The 16,299-nt window shown below is 69.3% G+C and carries 10 protein-coding genes and 1 pseudogene; 5 read left to right on the forward strand and 6 right to left on the reverse strand.

Going from position 1 to position 16,299, the window contains the following annotated elements; genetic code table 11:
• Window positions 1-123 precede the first annotated feature (123 nt).
• The gene (locus tag FHP25_RS38360; protein ID WP_178134103.1) at window positions 124-1,236 is read right to left on the reverse strand and encodes a mandelate racemase/muconate lactonizing enzyme family protein; all 1,113 of its coding nucleotides are present in this window, start codon (window positions 1,234-1,236) and stop codon (window positions 124-126) included.
• A gap of 181 nt (window positions 1,237-1,417) precedes the next feature.
• Here FHP25_RS38360 and FHP25_RS38365 point away from each other — a divergent pair, with 181 nt between their 5' ends.
• From FHP25_RS38365 to FHP25_RS38375, 3 genes are all read left to right on the forward strand, one after another.
• Complete coding sequence (locus FHP25_RS38365; RefSeq protein WP_218578942.1) at window positions 1,418-2,308, forward strand: SDR family oxidoreductase; 891 nt, start codon at window positions 1,418-1,420, stop codon at window positions 2,306-2,308.
• A 121-nt stretch (window positions 2,309-2,429) separates the two neighbouring features.
• Window positions 2,430-3,620, forward strand: coding sequence for an adenylate/guanylate cyclase domain-containing protein (locus FHP25_RS42370; protein WP_147852294.1), 1,191 nt, complete (start codon window positions 2,430-2,432; stop codon window positions 3,618-3,620).
• 111 nt (window positions 3,621-3,731) lie between these two features.
• Complete coding sequence (locus tag FHP25_RS38375) at window positions 3,732-4,256, forward strand: winged helix-turn-helix transcriptional regulator (RefSeq protein ID WP_147852295.1); 525 nt, start codon at window positions 3,732-3,734, stop codon at window positions 4,254-4,256.
• 18 nt (window positions 4,257-4,274) lie between these two features.
• On the opposite strand, the gene FHP25_RS38380 is transcribed toward FHP25_RS38375, so the two are convergent.
• Window positions 4,275-4,463 (reverse strand): DUF4169 family protein, encoded by a 189-nt coding sequence (locus tag FHP25_RS38380; RefSeq protein ID WP_147852296.1) that lies wholly within the window; start codon window positions 4,461-4,463, stop codon window positions 4,275-4,277.
• 95 nt (window positions 4,464-4,558) lie between these two features.
• Here FHP25_RS38380 and FHP25_RS42855 point away from each other — a divergent pair.
• Window positions 4,559-5,887, forward strand: a pseudogene (locus FHP25_RS42855) (AsmA family protein); the annotation flags it as partial.
• 738 nt (window positions 5,888-6,625) lie between these two features.
• Window positions 6,626-7,918: an AsmA family protein gene (locus FHP25_RS42860; protein WP_456243307.1), complete on the forward strand. Its 1,293-nt coding sequence runs from the start codon at window positions 6,626-6,628 to the stop codon at window positions 7,916-7,918.
• A 161-nt stretch (window positions 7,919-8,079) separates the two neighbouring features.
• Here FHP25_RS42860 and FHP25_RS38390 read toward each other — a convergent pair whose 3' ends face one another.
• The 4 genes from FHP25_RS38390 to gltB form a co-directional block, all read right to left on the reverse strand.
• Complete coding sequence (locus tag FHP25_RS38390) at window positions 8,080-8,337, reverse strand: ribbon-helix-helix domain-containing protein (protein ID WP_147852298.1); 258 nt, start codon at window positions 8,335-8,337, stop codon at window positions 8,080-8,082.
• Window positions 8,334-9,743, reverse strand: a complete 1,410-nt coding sequence (gene fumC / locus FHP25_RS38395; RefSeq protein WP_147852299.1) for a class II fumarate hydratase — start codon at window positions 9,741-9,743, stop codon at window positions 8,334-8,336. Before fumC ends, FHP25_RS38390 begins: the two co-directional genes overlap by 4 nt.
• A 168-nt stretch (window positions 9,744-9,911) precedes the next feature.
• Window positions 9,912-11,363, reverse strand: a complete 1,452-nt coding sequence (locus FHP25_RS38400) for a glutamate synthase subunit beta (RefSeq protein WP_147852300.1) — start codon at window positions 11,361-11,363, stop codon at window positions 9,912-9,914.
• A gap of 170 nt (window positions 11,364-11,533) precedes the next feature.
• Window positions 11,534-16,183, reverse strand: coding sequence for a glutamate synthase large subunit (gene gltB / locus FHP25_RS38405; protein WP_147852301.1), 4,650 nt, complete (start codon window positions 16,181-16,183; stop codon window positions 11,534-11,536).
• Window positions 16,184-16,299 lie beyond the last annotated feature (116 nt).

A 16,299-nucleotide genomic window follows, 5' to 3' on the forward strand; every position in this document is an offset into this window, starting at 1 on the left:
CAGCAACGCGCCTTCGATCTGCTCGACCTGACACCCTCGCTGTAGGCAGCACGAAACACTTCGCAGTCAACAAATCCCTGCGATCACAACAACTTGCTCAATTCCCTCAGGGGTAACTTCGGCTTAGAGGTTTGCTTCGAATCCACCGACGCGGCAGTCCTTCAGGATCTCCGGCCGGAAGCGCAGGCCATGGCCGGGCTGCTCGGACGGCCGCAGCATGCCGTTTTCGGGAATGGCCGGCGTGGCCCAGAGGTCATCGTTCCAATCCATGTACTCGAGGTAGTTGGCGTTGGGGATCGAGCACGTCAGATGCACCAGCAGCTCATGGAACAGGTGCGGGGCGATCTGCAGGCCCCATGTGTCGGCCACCGCCGCGATCTTGCGCAGCTCGGTGAGGCCGCCGCGCATGGGGTCGGGTTGCAGGATCGGCGTCGAGGGGTGCTCGAAGAATGGCCGCAGGTCGAAGCGCGTGAAATGGCTCTCGCCGCCGACCACACGCGTCTTCAATGCCTGCGCCACGCGGCGATAGCCCGCGAAGTCCTCGCACACTACCGGTTCTTCCATCCAATAGATATCCGCCTCGTCAAAATGGTGGCCGGCCTGGATGGCGGTGTCGGCGGTCCAGCCCATGTTGACGTCGACCATGATCTCGATGTCGGGTCCCAGCGCGTCACGCATCGCATGCACGTTCTTCACGTCCTCGCGCCAGGGCCGGATGTGCGCCGCCTGCATCTTGATCGCCTTCAGGCCCATGCCGGCGAAGTGCCGCGCCTTGTCGATCATGCCGTCGCGCCCCAGGCCGCGCCACACGCCTGAGCCGTAGGCCGGTACCTCGGCGCGGCAGGCGCCCCACAGACGATAGAGCGGCAGGCCGGCGCGCTTGCCCATGATGTCCCACAGCGCAATGTCGACGGCCGAGAGGGCAAACGTGGCGATGCCGCCGCGGCCGACCCAGTAGGTGCTGCGCCATAGGGTTTGCCAGATGCCCTCGATCTCGGTGGCATCGCGCCCCAGGATCGCAGGCGCCACCATCTCCTTCAGGCAGGCGTCGATCGTCTCCAGCCCGCCTGACAGAGGCTGCAGGTAGCCCATGCCGGTGAGCCCGCCTCGGGTCTCGATCTCCAGCACGAGCAGGGCGCGGTGCGTCGGCGGCATGATGCCGTTGGCCGGCGGCTCGCCGGCCCAGGGCGCCTGCAGCAGGGTCGTGCGCAGCGCGACGATCGTGGTGTCGGTCATGGTGCGTTTCTCCCGGATCGAGAACCTATGGCCGCGGCTTGCATTTTTCCAGCGTCCCAGCGGCGGTTGGCCGGGGCGGCCGCTCGCGCGTCGGCCGCAGTGATGCAACAGGCTTGAGCCGCAGCGCAGGTCATGGAACAACCGGCGTCCTGAACCTTCATTCATGCCGGGAGACAGCGCCATGACCATTCGCTTCGACAATCGGGTCGCCATCGTGACGGGAGCCGGAAACGGGCTCGGCCGTGCCCATGCGCTGCTGCTGGCGTCACGCGGCGCCAAGGTCGTGGTCAACGATCCCGGTGGCGCCCGCGACGGGCGCGGCGGCGACAGCGCCGTGGCCGACAAGGTCGTGGCCGAGATCAAGGCGGCCGGCGGGCAGGCGGTGGCGAACTACGACAGCGTCGCCGAGCAGAAGGCGGCGGCCAACATCGTGAAGACCGCCGTCGATGCCTTCGGCACCGTCGACATCGTCGTGAACAACGCCGGCATCCTGCGCGACAAGTCGTTCCCCAACATGTCGATGGACGATTTCCTGCTCATCCTGCAGGTCCATCTGATGGGCTCGGTCTACGTCACCCATGCCGCCTGGCCGATCCTGCGTGAGAAGGCCTATGGCCGCATCGTGCTGACGTCGTCGAGCTCGGGTCTCTACGGCAATTTCGGCCAGACCAACTATTCGGCCGCCAAGCTGTCGCTTGTGGGCTTCATGAACACGCTGCGCCTGGAAGGGCAGAAATACAACATCCTGGTGAACTCGCTGGCCCCCGTGGCCGGCACCCGCATGACCGAGGACCTGATGCCGGCCGAGCTGATCGCCCGCATGAAGCCGGAGCTGGTGTCGCCGATGGTGGCCTATCTGTGCAGCGAGGCCTGCACCCGCAGCGGCGAGATCTGGGCCGCCGGGGTGGGCTATTTCTCCCGCGTCGAGTTCCGCGAGGGGCCGGGCGTGCGCGTCGCCGGCCAGCCCACGATCGAGGATGTCGCGGCCAACATCGACAAGATCGCCGACCTGACGACCAGCACGGCCTATCGGACCGCCAACGAGGAGTCGCAGGCGGTGCTGGCGGGCTGACACGGGGCGAGGCCGATAGCCCTTTCTCCCGTAGGGGTTCGGCCGATCGTGCTCGTTGCGTTCACGGTTTCCTCGAACGCGCTGTCGTGCTGTGCTACGACACGCGCGGAGGACGAAGCCGATGGACGTTGCCCTGGGCCATGGGACTCGGCTCGAGCCAGTCACCGACTGGATCGCGCGTGAGGGGCGGCTCGAGCCGGAACTGCAGCGGTTCGTCATCAAGCTGATGGACCGCACCGTGGCCGCGGGCATACCGGTCTGGCGCTTCTATCTCGGCCTGCAGCTTCTGCATCCGCAGCTGCAGGCCATGGGTATCGTCTGGCGCCGCGACCAGGCCGTCCAGGTGCAGGAGATTCCCCGCCGCCAGGGCATCCAGTACACCAGCGCCTATATCGGCAGTCCGGTGCAGGAGATCCGCGAGCGAGGCGGCGAGGTCCGCTACCACCTGGATACCCTGACCGAGCAGCACCACATCACGCTGCACGAGATCAAGGCCGAAGGCGGGACGGATTATTTCGGCCTGGAGCTGCGCACCAGCCGTGGCCGGCTGTCACCCATCATCACCTTTGCTACCGACCGGCCCGAGGGCTTCAGCGATGTCGACCTGGCCGACCTGCGCCGGCTGGTCGACCATACCGGTGCCGTGGTCGAGATGCAGGTCACCCGGCTGGTCGCAGGCACGGTCATCCAGACCTATCTCGGCCGCGAGACCGGCCGCCGCATCCTGGAGGGGCTGGTCAAGCGCGGCGACGGCGACCGCATCAACGCCGTGCTGTGGTTCTCCGACCTGCGCGACTTCACCGGCCTCAACGAGCGGCTGCCGGCCGATGAGCTGCTCGACATGCTCAACATGTACTTCGAGGCGATCGGGGTCGCCCTGAAGAAGCACGGCGGCGAGATCCTGAAGTTCATCGGCGACGGCGTGATGGCGATCTTCCCCATCGAGGATGCGATGTTCCTGCCCGACGCCACGTCCGGCGCCGTCGATGCCGCGCGCGAGGCGCTGTCGGCCATCGAGGAGATCAATGCCGGCCGCGTCGAGGCCGGCCGCGACGCGATCCGCTTCGGCGTCGGCCTGCATGTCGGCCTGGTGACCTTCGGCAATGTCGGCACCGAGGAAAGGCTGGATTTCACCGTGATCGGGCCGGCCGTCAACCGCTGCGCGCGGCTGGAGACGATGACCAAGGTGCTGAAGGAGCCGGTGCTGGCCTCGGCCGACTTCAACCGTGTCTGCCCGCGCCCGATGCGCTCGCTCGGACGTCATCGCCTGCGCGGCGTGCCGGATCCGGTCGAGATCTTCACCACCACCTGAGACGCCGTCTTCTTCCCTTGACCGCGGGCGTCGTGCGTGAATGCCCGCAGCCAGCCAAGCGCCGGCTCGACCCGAATTGCACAGCCGCCGCACCGTCGTATACTCGCGCGCATGCGACGCACGTCCTTCACCCACATGAATTGCTCGATTGCCGCTGCGCTGGACGTGGTGGGCGATCCGTGGACGCTGCTCATCCTGCGCGATGCGATGTACGGCGTCCGTCGCTTCGACGAGTTCCAGGCGAACCTCGGCATCGCGCGCAACGTGCTGACCGCCCGGCTGAAGGTGCTGGTCGAAGCCGGCGTGTTCCGCCGCGTTGCCTACCAGCAACGGCCGGTGCGCTATGAGTACCGGTTGAGCGACAAGGGGGCGGCGCTCTTCCCGGTGATCGTCGGGCTCAAGGAGTGGGGCGATCGCTTCGGCGCCGCAGCGCAGGATGGCCGGCCGATGGAGCTCGAGAACGTCACCACCAGCAGCCGCGTCGAGCCGGCGCTGATCGACGTCGCCAGCGGCCGCCGGCTCGACCTCAGCAGCGTGCGTGCCGTCGCCGGCGAGGGGGCAAGCCCCGAGACACGCCGCTTCTTCGAGCGGCTGGCCTTCGATCGGGCCACCACGCGCCGCGTGTCGCGCGGCTGAGGCCCGGCGGCTTGGTCTCTAGGCAGGCTCGTCGTCGTCCCGCCGATGGCCGTCATGGGCGCGCTCGCCGCGGGCCTTTTCCAGCAGGCTGTGCTTCTTCTCGGCCTTGGAGCGGCCGAACTTCAGCCGGTTGGCCTCGGCGGTCCGTTCGCGCTCGGCCCGCGCCTTGCGTTTGCGCGCCTCTCGCAAGTTCACGATATCGGCCATGCGTGACCTCGCAGGAACCATAAAGTCGCCGCTATTATTCGCTGTTTATCCTACACTGAAGACGGGGTGCCAACACGCGTTGCGCATGGCGAGGACGAGCCATGAAAAAGGTTCTGATCGGTGTCGGTGTTGGGGTGGTCGTGCTGGTGGGCGCGGTGGCGGCGGTGCCCCTGCTGGTCGATCCCAACATCTTCAAGCCGCAGATCATCGCCCAGGCCAAGCAGGCGACCGGCCGCGACCTGGTGATCGACGGGCCGTTGAAGCTGTCGATCCTGCCGGTGCCGACCGTCTCGGCCGAAGGCGTGCGCTTCGCCAACATGCCGGGCGGCAAGACGCCGCAGATGGTCGAGCTCAAGGCGGTGCGCGCCGGCGTGTCGCTGCTGCCGCTGCTGTCGCGCCGCATCGAGGTCAGCGAGCTGCGCCTGGTCGAGCCCCGGATCGCGATCGAGGTCGGGCCGGATGGGCGCAGCAACTATGATTTCAAGCGCACCGACGCCGGGCCGCCGCCATCGGCCCCGGGCGGCGGCCAGCCGGGCAACACCGCGACCGCCAGCGACGGCAGCAAGTTCACCGTCGCCGTCAATCGCGTGGTGATCGAGAACGGCACCCTGACCTACAGCGACGCCGTGGCCCGGCGCGACGACCGGCTCGAGAAGATCGACCTGACCCTGTCGGCGCCGTCGCTCGAGGGGCCGTTCGCGGCATCAGGGTCGCTCACGGCCAACGGCGTGCCGGTGAGCCTGGACGGCAAGGTCGGGGCCAAGGCGGCCGCCGGCGTGCCGATCGACCTGATGGTCAAGACGGCCGCCGGCGAAGCACGGCTGGCTGGCACCGCGACCGAGCTGACGCCGGCGGCACGCTTCACCGGCACCGCCAAGCTGACCGCGGCCGACCTCGCCGCCTTCGTCCGCGGCCTCGCCGGCGCGGCAGGGATGCCGGCGCCGAGCCTGCCGCCGGCGCTGGCGCGCAAGGTCGCTTTCGACGGCGCGGTCGAAGCCTCGGCCGATGCCATCACCGCGCGGGACTTCAAGCTGGCGCTGGGCGACGATCAGGGCGGCGGCACGCTGTCGGTGGCGCTCAAGCCGGCGACGCGCATCGAGGGCAAGCTGTCCTTCGCCAAGCTCGACCTCGACAAGTGGCAGGCGGCGGCCGAACCGGCGCCGGCCGCGCCGTCATCGGCGCCTGCAGCCAAGCCACCGGCGCCGCCAAGCGGCGCCCGTCCTGCCGCGCCGGTGGCGTCGCCGGCCTTGCCCGCCAACCTCACCGTCAAGCTGGTGCTGGACGCGGCCGAGATCACCTACAACGGCAGCGCCGTGCGCAAGCTGGCGGCTGACCTGGCGCTGGAGAACGGCCAGCTGGCGGTGCGCCGCATCGAGGCGCTGCTGCCCGGCAATGCCCAGCTCGCCGGGACGATGACCGCGGCCGCCGACGGCAAGTCCTACAGCGGCGACCTCAGCCTGGCTGGACCCAGGCTGCGCGAGACCCTGGGCTGGCTGAAGATCGACGTGGCGCAGGTGCCGTCCGACAAGCTGGCCGCGTTCGCCTTCAAGGGCAGGCTGCAGTCGGCGGCCGGCAATACGCTCACCGTCAGCGATGCCACGGTGCAACTCGACGGCATGACGGCGCGGGGCGGCGTCAGCGTAGCGCTGGGCGCGCCGATGAAGATCACCGCCGACCTACAGGCCGACACCGTCGATGTCGACGCCTACCTGCCGAAGAAGGCCGCGGCGAGCCCCGGCGGCAAGCCGGCGGCGGGCGCGCCCGCCGGCAAGCCCACGGCGCCGCCGCCGGCGATGGTGGATGCGCGCGTCAAGGCCAAGGTGGCGCGCATCATCTACAACGGCGAGCGCATCGAGGCGGTCGATGCCGACGTGACCTATCGCGACGGCCGCCTGACCTTCGGCGACACGCGGATCGGCAGCGTCGCCGGCGCTTCGGTGGGGCTGAAGGGATCGATCGCCAACCTGGCGGCGACGCCCAGCTTCGATCTCGTCGTCAGCGTGCAGACCAGCGACGCCGACCGGCTGCTGAAGCTGGCCGGCGCCAGCTCGCCGGTGAAGGGCCCGATCGGTGCCGTGTCGCTGCAGGGCGGCGTCGGCGGCACGGTGGCCGACCTGACGTTCCGCGACTTCACGGCCAACGCGCTGGGCGCGACCCTGAAGATGACCGGCAAGGTGTCGCCTGCGGCCGGCAACCCGCGCTACGACCTGTCCGCCTTCAGTTTCCAGACCGCCGATCTCGACCGGCTGCTGTCGGCGCTGGGCGATGCCAAGGCTGGCGACGGCATCGGCGCCGTCTCGGCCAGCGGCGCCATCAAGGGCGACACCAAGACCATCGCCTTCAACGGCAGCTTCTCGGCCAAGGGCGTGCAGGGCAGCGGCGCGGTGAACGTGGCGCTGGGCGGCCAGGTGCCGCGGATCGCCGCCAACCTCAAGACCAGCGAGCTGAACATCGACCAGCTCACGGCGCAGGGAAGCGGCAGCGCGCCTGCTGCCGCCGGCGGCTCGGCGGGCGGCGGCGGTGGCCGTCATTCCAAGGCGCCGATCAACCTTGCCTTCATGAAGGGCATCGATGCCGATGTCGACCTCACGGCGCCGGCGATCATCAAGTCGCCGTGGCGGCTGGACAACGCGGCGCTGAAGGCTTCGTTGAAGGGCGGCGTGCTCACCATCACGCGCCTGGCCGGCGGCGTGTATGGCGGCACGGTTGACCTTTCGGGCACGGTGAGCGCGCTCAACAACAGCTTCAACGCGCGCATGACGGCTACCAACGTCAACGTCGGCACCGCCGCGCGGGCGCTGGGCGACACCAAGCGGGTCGACGGCGTGGCCACGCTCAGCCTGTCGCTCAGCGGCAGCCTGGCCAGCACGGCCGATCTCGTGGCCAGCCTGAACGGCGACGGCAAGATCAACGGCAACGTGCGCTTCAACGCCAGCGCCCAGGAGCAGCTGGGCGGCGCGCTGGCAGGCAGCGCGCTGAAGCAGCTCGGCAAGCGCCTCGACAAGATCACCGGCGGCACCGGTGCCAGCGACGAGCTCGGCGACCTGCGCGCGGTGCTGAAGGTGGCCAACGAGCGCTTCGCCAACCGCACGGGGCCGGTGGCGGGCACGATCGCGATCCGCAACGGCACCCTGCACACCAGTGATCTGCGCGTCGATGGCAACCGCGCCTGGGCGATCACCGAGGCCGACGTCAACCTGCCGGCCTGGACCATGGTCGCGACCACGAACGTGTTCATCGAGGAGGCGCCGCAGGCGCCCTATGCGATCGTCAGGCAGAAGGGACCGGTCGACAATCCGAGCCGGTCGGTCGATCGCGGCCCGGCCGCGGCCTCGGTGCGCCCGCCGGCCCAACCCGACGCGCAGCAGCCGGGCGCCGCACCGCAGCAGCCGCAGCAGCCTCAGCAGCAGCCCAAGCCCACCGATCCGCTGAAGAAGCTCAAGAAGATCTTCTGAACTCTTCACCTCTCCCGCGAGCGGGAGAGGTCGACGAGCGCGCAGCAGCCTGCCCTGAGCTTGCCGAAGGGCTCGGCGGGTGAGGGGTTGCACACGAGGCGCCTCGTCCTGGTCCCTCACCCTCCCATTGCGCTTCGCGCACTGGGCCCCTCCCTCTCCCGCTAGCGGGAGAGGGGTGCCTTCAGCGCCTCCAGCACGTGCAGCCGCAGGGCGCTCGAGAGGTTCGTGGCGTCGCGCAGGTCGCGGCCCTGCAGCCGTTCGCGGTCGATGTCGGCGACGAGTGCGTTGAGCGACACGCCGCGGCGGGCGGCGATCGCCAGCAGCTCGTCCCAGAACGCCGCCTCCAGCGACACGCTGGTGCGGTGGCCGCCGATGGTCACCGACCGCTTGCGGATGCGTGCGTCGCCGCCGTCGCTCACGTCGCGCCCGTGTCGGGCGCCGTCATGTGCTCGGGCCGCACCCAGGCATCGAACTGCTCGGCGGTGACGAAGCCCAGGGCCAGCGCTGCCTCGCGCAGCGACAGGCCTTCGAGATGGGCCTTGCGCGCGATCTTGGCGGCCTTGTCGTAGCCGATGTGGGGATTGAGCGCCGTCACCAGCATCAGCGAGCGCTCGAGCTGCTCGGCGATGCGGGCGCGGTTGGGCTCCATGCCGGCGATGCAGTGGCGGGCGAAGCTTTCGGCGCTGTCGGCCAGCAGGCGGATCGACTGCAGCACGGCATCGGCGATCACCGGCTTGTAGACGTTGAGCTGCAGGTGGCCGCTGGCACCGGCGAAGGTGACGGTGGCGTGGTTGCCGATCACGCGCGCCGCCACCATGGTGAGCGCCTCGGCCTGGGTCGGGTTGACCTTGCCCGGCATGATCGAGGAGCCGGGCTCGTTCTCCGGCAGCAGCAGCTCGCCCAGCCCGGCGCGCGGGCCCGAGCCGAGCAGGCGCACGTCGTTGGCGATCTTGTGCAGCGACACCGCGACGGTGTTGAGCGCGCCCGACAGCTCGACCAGCGCGTCGTGGCTGCCCAGCGCCTCGAAGGTGTCGGGCGCGGTCCGGAACGGCAGGCCGGTGAGCGTCGCGGCCTTTTCGGCGAACAGCGCCGCGAAGCGGGGATGGGCGTTCAGGCCGGTGCCCACCGCGGTGCCGCCTTGCGCCAGCTCCAGCACATGCGGCAGGGCGGCCTCCAGCCGCGCGATGCCGTTCTGGACCTGCCGCGCCCAGGCGCCGATCTCCTGGCCCAGGGTGAGCGGCGTGGCGTCCTGCAGATGGGTGCGGCCGATCTTCACGATGCCGGCGAAGGCCTTGGCCTTGGCGGCCAGGGCCGTGTGCAGCTCGCGCAGCGCCGGCAGCAGGCGCGAGGTGACCTCGCGCGCCGCGGCGATATGCATGACGGTGGGGAAGGAGTCGTTGGACGACTGGCAGCGGTTGACGTGGTCGTTGGGATGCACCGGGCTCTTGCCGCCGCGCTTGCCGGCCAGCATCTCGTTGGCGCGGCCGGCGATCACCTCGTTGGCGTTCATGTTGGTCTGGGTGCCCGAGCCGGTCTGCCACACCACGAGCGGGAACTCGTCCGTCAGCTTGCCATCGATCACCTCGTCGGCGGCACGGATGACGGCGTCGGCGATCTCGGCCGGCAGCAGGCTCAGCGCATGGTTGGCCTGCGCCGCCGCCTTCTTCTGGATGCCCAGCGCCGTGACCAGCGCCGCCGGCATGCGCTCGCCGCCGATGCGGAAGTTCTCCAGGCTGCGCTGGGTCTGCGCCCCCCAGTAGCGCTGGGCCGGAACGGCGACCTCGCCCAGCGAGTCGGTTTCGATGCGCGTATCTGCGGTGCTCATGACCACCTCCGGCATCTCATGTCGGGTTCGACGGGGCGAGGGTCAAGGCCGCCGTCATCCCGAGCGCAGTGAGGGATCTCCTGCGATTGACGCACTGTGCGCCCGGCCGCGGGAGATCCCTCGCTGCGCTCGCGATGACAAGGTGGACGCTCGGGATGACGCGGTGCGCTACCGCGGCAGGCCGGTCGTGCCCATCAGGGCTTCGTCGATGGCGCGGGCGCACTGGCGGCCTTCGCGGATCGCCCACACGACCAGCGACTGGCCGCGGCGCATGTCGCCGGCGGCGAACAGCTTGGGCACCGAGGTCTGGTAGTCGGCGACGTTGGCCTTCACGTTGCCGCGCGGGTCGAGCTCGACGCTGGACTGCTCGATCATGCCCTTGCGCACCGGGCCGACGAAGCCCATCGCCAGCAGCACCAGGTCGGCCTTGAGCTGGAAGGCGCTGCCCTCGACCTCCTTCATGCCCATGCGGCCGCTCGCGTCCTTGACCCACTCGACGCGCACGCACTCCAGCGCCTCGATCCTGCCGTCGGCGCCGACGGCGCGCCTGGTCAGCACCGCGAAGTCGCGCTCGGTGCCTTCCTCCTGCGAGGACGAGGTGCGCATCTTCAGCGGCCAGTCCGGCCAGGTCAGTCCCTTGTCCTCCTTGTCCGGCGGCCGCGGCAGGATCTCGAGCTGGGTGATCGAGGCGGCGCCCTGGCGCGTCGACGTGCCGATGCAGTCCGAGCCGGTGTCGCCGCCGCCGATCACGATCACATGCTTGCCCTTGGCGCTGATCGTGCCGCGCGGCGCGGCGCGCGCCTCGTCGTCGCCGGCGACGCGCTTGTTCTGCTGCGTCAGGAAGTCCATCGCGAAATGGATGCCCGCCAGCGCGCGGCCCGGCACCTCCAGGTCGCGCGGCGCCTCGGCGCCGCCGGTCAGCGCCACGGCGTCATAGCCTTCCAGCAGCGACTTCACGGAGATGGTGGTGCCGACCTCGACGCCGGTGCGGAACTCGACGCCCTCGGCCTCCATCTGCCGCACGCGGCGGTCGATGAGGTGCTTCTCCATCTTGAAGTCGGGGATGCCGTAGCGCAGCAGGCCGCCGATGCGATCGGCCTTCTCGAACAGGGTCACGGCATGGCCGGCGCGCGCCAGCTGCTGGGCGCAGGCCATGCCGGCCGGGCCCGAGCCGACCACGGCGACGCGCTTGCCCGACTTGCGCTGTGGCACCACTGGGCTGATCCAGCCTTCCTCCCAGCCGCGGTCGACGATGGCGCACTCGATGGTCTTGATGGTCACCGGGTTGTCGTCGATGTTCAGCACGCAGGCCGCCTCGCACGGCGCCGGGCAGATGCGGCCGGTGAACTCCGGGAAGTTGTTGGTCGAGTGCAGCGTCTCGAGCGCCGCCTGCCACTGGTCGCGATAGACCAGGTTGTTCCAGTCCGGGATCATGTTGTTGACCGGACAGCCGTTGTGGCAGAACGGGATGCCGCAATCCATGCAGCGCGCGCCCTGCTGGCGCACCTCGGCGGCGGGCAGCGGCCGCACGAACTCCTTCCACGACTTGATCCGCGTCTCGATCTTGTCGTAGGGGCGGTCGCGCCGCTCGATCTCGAGGAAGCCCGTCGGCTTTCCCATGGGACTAACTCCGAAATTCCAGTGTCTCAGATTTCCTTTCCTCCCCAGCGAAGCTGGGGAGGTGTCCCGAAGGGGCGGAGGGGAGGCGACGTGGTCTCAGTTACAAGAATCACGTCGGCTCCCCCTCCGGCCTTCGGCCACCTCCCCCAACTGCGTTGGGGGAGGGAACACTACTCCGCCGCCACGGCGCGGGTGGCTTCGCGCTCGGCTTTGAGCTCGGTCAATGCCCGCTTGTAGTCGACGGGCATGACCTTGACGAAGCGCCGCACCGCGTTGTCCCAGTCGTCGAGGATGGCCCGCGCACGGGCGCTGCCGGTGTAGAGCAGGTGCCGCTCGACCAGGATGCGCACGCGCTCGGCATCGAAGCGCAGCAGGTCGCCCATGCCGTTGTTGTCGACGCTGAGCGAGCGCTGGTGCGGCCGGCCTGCCTCGTCGTCGGCCGAGCCCGTATCGCTCGCGGCCAGCGGGCCGAGCTCGACCATCGCCTTGTTGCACAGCTTCTCGAAGGCGCCGGCCGGGTCGTAGACATAGGCGACGCCGCCCGACATGCCGGCGGCGAAGTTGCGGCCGGTGTCGCCCAGCACGCAGACCACGCCGCCCGTCATGTACTCGCAGCCGTGATCGCCGGTGCCCTCGACCACGGCGATGGCGCCCGAGTTGCGCACCGCGAAGCGCTCGCCGGCGACGCCGCAGAAATACGCCTCGCCGGCGATGGCGCCGTAGAGCACCGTGTTGCCGACGATGATGTTCTCCGTCGGGTCGCGGTCGGCGCCGGCCGGCGGCTTGACCACGACGCGGCCGCCGGACAGGCCCTTGCCGACATAGTCGTTGGCATCGCCCACCAGCTCCAGCGACACGCCGCGGGCCAGGAAGGCGCCGAAGCTCTGGCCGGCCGTGCCGGTCAGGCGCACTGCGATGGTGTCCTCGGCCAGGCCGGCATGGCCGTGGCGCTTGGCCACCTCGCCCGACAGCATGGCGCCGACGGTGCGGTTGACGTTGCGCACGGTGCGCTCGATGCGCACCGGCTCGCCGCTCTCCAGGGCCGCCCCGGCGACGGCAATCAGCTCGTGGTCGAGCGCCTTCTCGAGCCCGTGGTTCTGGCTCTCGCTGTTCCAGATCGCCACGCCAGGCTTGGCCGGCACCTGGTACAGCAGCTTCGAGAGATCGACGCCCGAGGCCTTCCAGTGGTCGATGGCGCGGCGCATGTCGAGGCGATCGACACGGCCGATCATCTCGTTGAGCGTGCGGAAGCCCATCAGCGCCATGATCTCGCGCAGCTCTTCGGCCACGAAGAAGAAGTAGTTGATCACGTGCTCGGGCGCGCCGGTGAAGCGCTTGCGCAGCACCGGGTCCTGCGTCGCGATGCCGACCGGGCAGGTGTTCAGGTGGCACTTGCGCATCATGATGCAGCCGGCGGCGATCAGCGGCGCCGTGGCGAAGCCGAACTCGTCGGCGCCCAGCAGCGCGCCGATGGCGACGTCACGGCCGGTGCGCAGGCCGCCGTCGACCTGCACCGCGATGCGGCCGCGCAGCCCGTTGAGGACCAAGGTCTGCTGCGTCTCGGCCAGCCCGATCTCCCACGGCGAGCCGGCATGGGTGAGCGACGTCAGCGGGCTGGCGCCCGTGCCGCCCTCGAAGCCGGCGATGGTCACGTGATCGGCGCGCGCCTTGCTGACGCCGGCGGCGACCGTGCCGACGCCGACCTCGGAGACGAGCTTCACCGAGATGCGCGCCACGGGGTTGGCGTTCTTCAAATCGTGGATCAGCTGCGCCAGATCCTCGATCGAATAGATGTCGTGGTGCGGCGGCGGCGAGATCAGGCCGACGCCCGGCGTCGAGTAGCGCACCCGCGCGATGTTCTTGTCGACCTTCTTGCCGGGCAGCTGGCCGCCTTCGCCGGGCTTGGCGCCCTGCGCCATCTTGATCTGCAGGTCATCGGCATTGACCAGGTACTCGGTGGTGACGCCGAAGCGGCCGGAGGCGACTTGCTTGATGGCCGAGCGCATGGAGTCGCCGTTGGGCAGCGGCTTGAAGCGGTCGGCTTCCTCGCCGCCCTCGCCGGTGTTCGACTTGCCGCCGATGCGGTTCATGGCGATGGCGAGCGTCGTGTGCGCCTCGCGGCTGATCGAGCCGAAGCTCATGGCGCCGGTGGCGAAGCGCTTGACGATGTCGGCTGCCGGCTCGACCTCCTCGATCGGCACGGGCGTGTCGGCGGGCTTGAGCTGCATCAGGCCGCGGATCGTCAGCAGCCGCTCGTTCTGCTCGTTGATCGTCCTGGCGAACGCCTTGTACTCGTCCGGCAGGTTGCCGCGCACGGCGTGCTGCAGCCTGGCCACCGACTCGGGCGACCAGGCATGATCCTCGCCGCGCAGGCGGAAGGCGTAGTCGCCGCCGACGTCGAGCATGCTGCGGTAGATCGGCGCATCGCCGTAGGCGTCGCGGTGGCGGCGCACGCACTCCTCGGCGACCTGCTTCAGGCCGGCGCCTTCGATCGTGGTGGCGGTGCCGGTGAAGTACTTCTCGATGAAGTCGCTGGCGAGGCCCACGGCGTCGAAGATCTGGGCGCCGCAATACGACTGGTAGGTCGAGATGCCCATCTTGGACATCACCTTCAGCACGCCCTTGCCGACGGCCTTGATGTAGTTCTTCTGCACCTCGTAGGCCTTGAGCGGCAGGCCGTTCTGGACGCGGATCTGCTCCAGCGTCTCGAACGCGAGGTAGGGGTTCACCGCCTCGGCGCCGTAGCCCGCCAGGGCGCAGAAATGGTGCACCTCGCGGGCTTCGCCTGTCTCGATCACCAGCCCGGTCTGCATGCGCAGGCCCTGGCCGATCAGGTGATGATGCACCGCCGCGGTCGCCAGCAGCGCCGGGATCGGGATGCGGTCGGCCGACACCGCGCGGTCCGACAGGATCAGGATGTTGTTGTCGGCCAGCACCGAGTCGGTGGCCTCGCGGCAGATCCGCTCCAGCGCCGTCTCGAGCCCGGCGGCGCCGTCGGCCGCCGGCCATGTCGTGTCGATGGTGTCGGTGCGGAAGGCGCCGTCCAGCAGCTCCGAGATGGCGCGGATCTTCTCGATGTCGGTGTTGGTGAGCACCGGCTGCGCGACCTCGAGCCGCTTGTGCGTGCCGGCCTGGTGACCCAGCAGGTTGGGCCGCGGGCCGATCATCGACACCAGCGACATCACCAGCTCCTCGCGGATCGGGTCGATCGGCGGGTTGGTGACCTGCGCGAAATTCTGCTTGAAGTAGTTGTAGAGCAGCTTCGGCTTGCGCGAGAGCACCGCGATGGGCGTGTCGGTGCCCATCGAGCCCACCGGGTCGTCACCGTCGCGCGCCATCGGCTCGAGGAAGAACTGCGCGTCCTCCTGGGTGTAGCCGAAGGCCTGCTGGCGATCGAGCAGGCTGGCGGGATCGTTGCTCGGTGCCGGCGCTGCCTGGTCCGGCAGCTCGCCCAGCTCCTCGAGCTTGTACTGCGTGGCGCGCAGCCATTCCTCGTAGGGCTCGGCCTCGGCCAGGGTGCGCTTGATCTCCTCGTCGCCGATGATGCGGCCTTCCTCGAGGTCGATCAGCAGCATCTTGCCGGGCTGCAGGCGCCACTTGCGCACGATCTTCTCGTCGGGGATCGGCAGCACGCCCGATTCGGACGCCATGATCACCATGTCGTCGTCGGTGACGATGAAGCGCGCCGGGCGCAGGCCGTTGCGGTCGAGCGTGGCGCCGATCTGGCGGCCGTCGGTGAAGGCGATCGAGGCCGGGCCGTCCCACGGCTCCATCAGCGCGGCGTGGTACTCGTAGAATGCCTTGCGCTTGGGATCCATCAGCGGGTTGCCGGCCCACGCCTCGGGGATCAGCATCATCATGGCGTGCGACAGCGAGTAGCCGCCGGCCACCAGCAGCTCGAGCGCATTGTCGACGCAGGCCGTGTCGGACTGGCCGTGCGGGATCAGCGGCCACATCTTGTCGAGGTCCGGCCCCAGCAGGTCGGATTCCATCGTGCGGCGGCGCGCATACATCCAGTTGACGTTGCCGCGCACCGTGTTGATCTCGCCGTTATGGGCGATGTAGCGGTAGGGGTGCGCCAGCCGCCACGACGGGAATGTGTTGGTGGAGAAGCGCTGGTGCACCAGAGCCAGGGCCGACTCGGTGAGCGGGTTGCGCAGATCCTCGTAGAAGCTCTCGACCTGGTGGGCCAGCAGCAGGCCCTTGTAGACCACCGTGCGCGTCGAGAACGACGGCATGTAGAGCTCGGTGAGGCCCGGCAGGTTCTTCTTCTTGGCCAGCTTGGCGAGCGGATTTTGCGTCTGCTTGCGGATCGACAGGATCTTGCGCTCGTGCGCGTCCTGGTCCTTGATGTCGGGGCCTCGGCCCACGATCGCCTGCCTGATCACAGGCATGGTCTCTATGACGCGCGTGCCGAGACCGGTTGTGTCGGTCGGCACGTCGCGCCAACCAAGCAAGATCTGGCCCTCTACCCTGATGAAATGTTCGAGCTGGCGCACGGCGAAGGCGCGCGCCTTCTCGTCCTGGGGCAGGAAGCACATCGCGACGGCGTATTGGCCGGGCGGCGGCAGGTCGACGCCCTCGCGGCGCGCCCAGTCGCGCAGCAGCCTGTCCGGCATCTGGATCATGCAGCCGGCGCCGTCGCCCACCAGCGGGTCGGCGCCGACGGCGCCGCGGTGGTCGAGGTTCACCAGGATCTGCAGGCCCTGACGGACGATGTCGTGGGTTTTCGCGCCCTTGATGTTGGCCACGAAGCCAACGCCGCACGAATCGTGTTCGTTTCTGGGGTCATAAAGACCCTGTGCCGGTGGCAGAGCCATGGCGAGCTTCCTTCAACGCTGACCGCTATGTGCGAACGTGCCGGCGCGGTTCCCGCCGCGGGGGCACGCAAACTGTATGCCGCAAAGCGACGGCAGATGCGAGTCGATTCGTCAGC

Source organism: Vineibacter terrae, assembly GCF_008039615.1.
GTDB classification, from domain to species: Bacteria; Pseudomonadota; Alphaproteobacteria; order Reyranellales; family Reyranellaceae; genus Vineibacter; species Vineibacter terrae.

Excerpts from the sequence above, each read along its gene's own strand:
- FHP25_RS38360 (WP_178134103.1), bottom strand. The coding sequence starts at position 1,236 with ATGACCGACACCACGATCGTCGCGCTGCGCACGACCCTGCTGCAGGCG.
- FHP25_RS38365 (WP_218578942.1), top strand. The coding sequence starts at position 1,418 with ATGACCATTCGCTTCGACAATCGGGTCGCCATCGTGACGGGAGCCGGA.
- FHP25_RS42370 (WP_147852294.1), top strand. The coding sequence starts at position 2,430 with ATGGACGTTGCCCTGGGCCATGGGACTCGGCTCGAGCCAGTCACCGAC.
- FHP25_RS38375 (WP_147852295.1), top strand. The coding sequence starts at position 3,732 with ATGCGACGCACGTCCTTCACCCACATGAATTGCTCGATTGCCGCTGCG.
- FHP25_RS38380 (WP_147852296.1), bottom strand. The coding sequence starts at position 4,463 with ATGGCCGATATCGTGAACTTGCGAGAGGCGCGCAAACGCAAGGCGCGG.
- FHP25_RS42860 (WP_456243307.1), top strand. The coding sequence starts at position 6,626 with ATGACCGGCAAGGTGTCGCCTGCGGCCGGCAACCCGCGCTACGACCTG.
- fumC (WP_147852299.1), bottom strand. The coding sequence starts at position 9,743 with ATGAGCACCGCAGATACGCGCATCGAAACCGACTCGCTGGGCGAGGTC.
- FHP25_RS38400 (WP_147852300.1), bottom strand. The coding sequence starts at position 11,363 with ATGGGAAAGCCGACGGGCTTCCTCGAGATCGAGCGGCGCGACCGCCCC.
- gltB (WP_147852301.1), bottom strand. The coding sequence starts at position 16,183 with ATGGCTCTGCCACCGGCACAGGGTCTTTATGACCCCAGAAACGAACAC.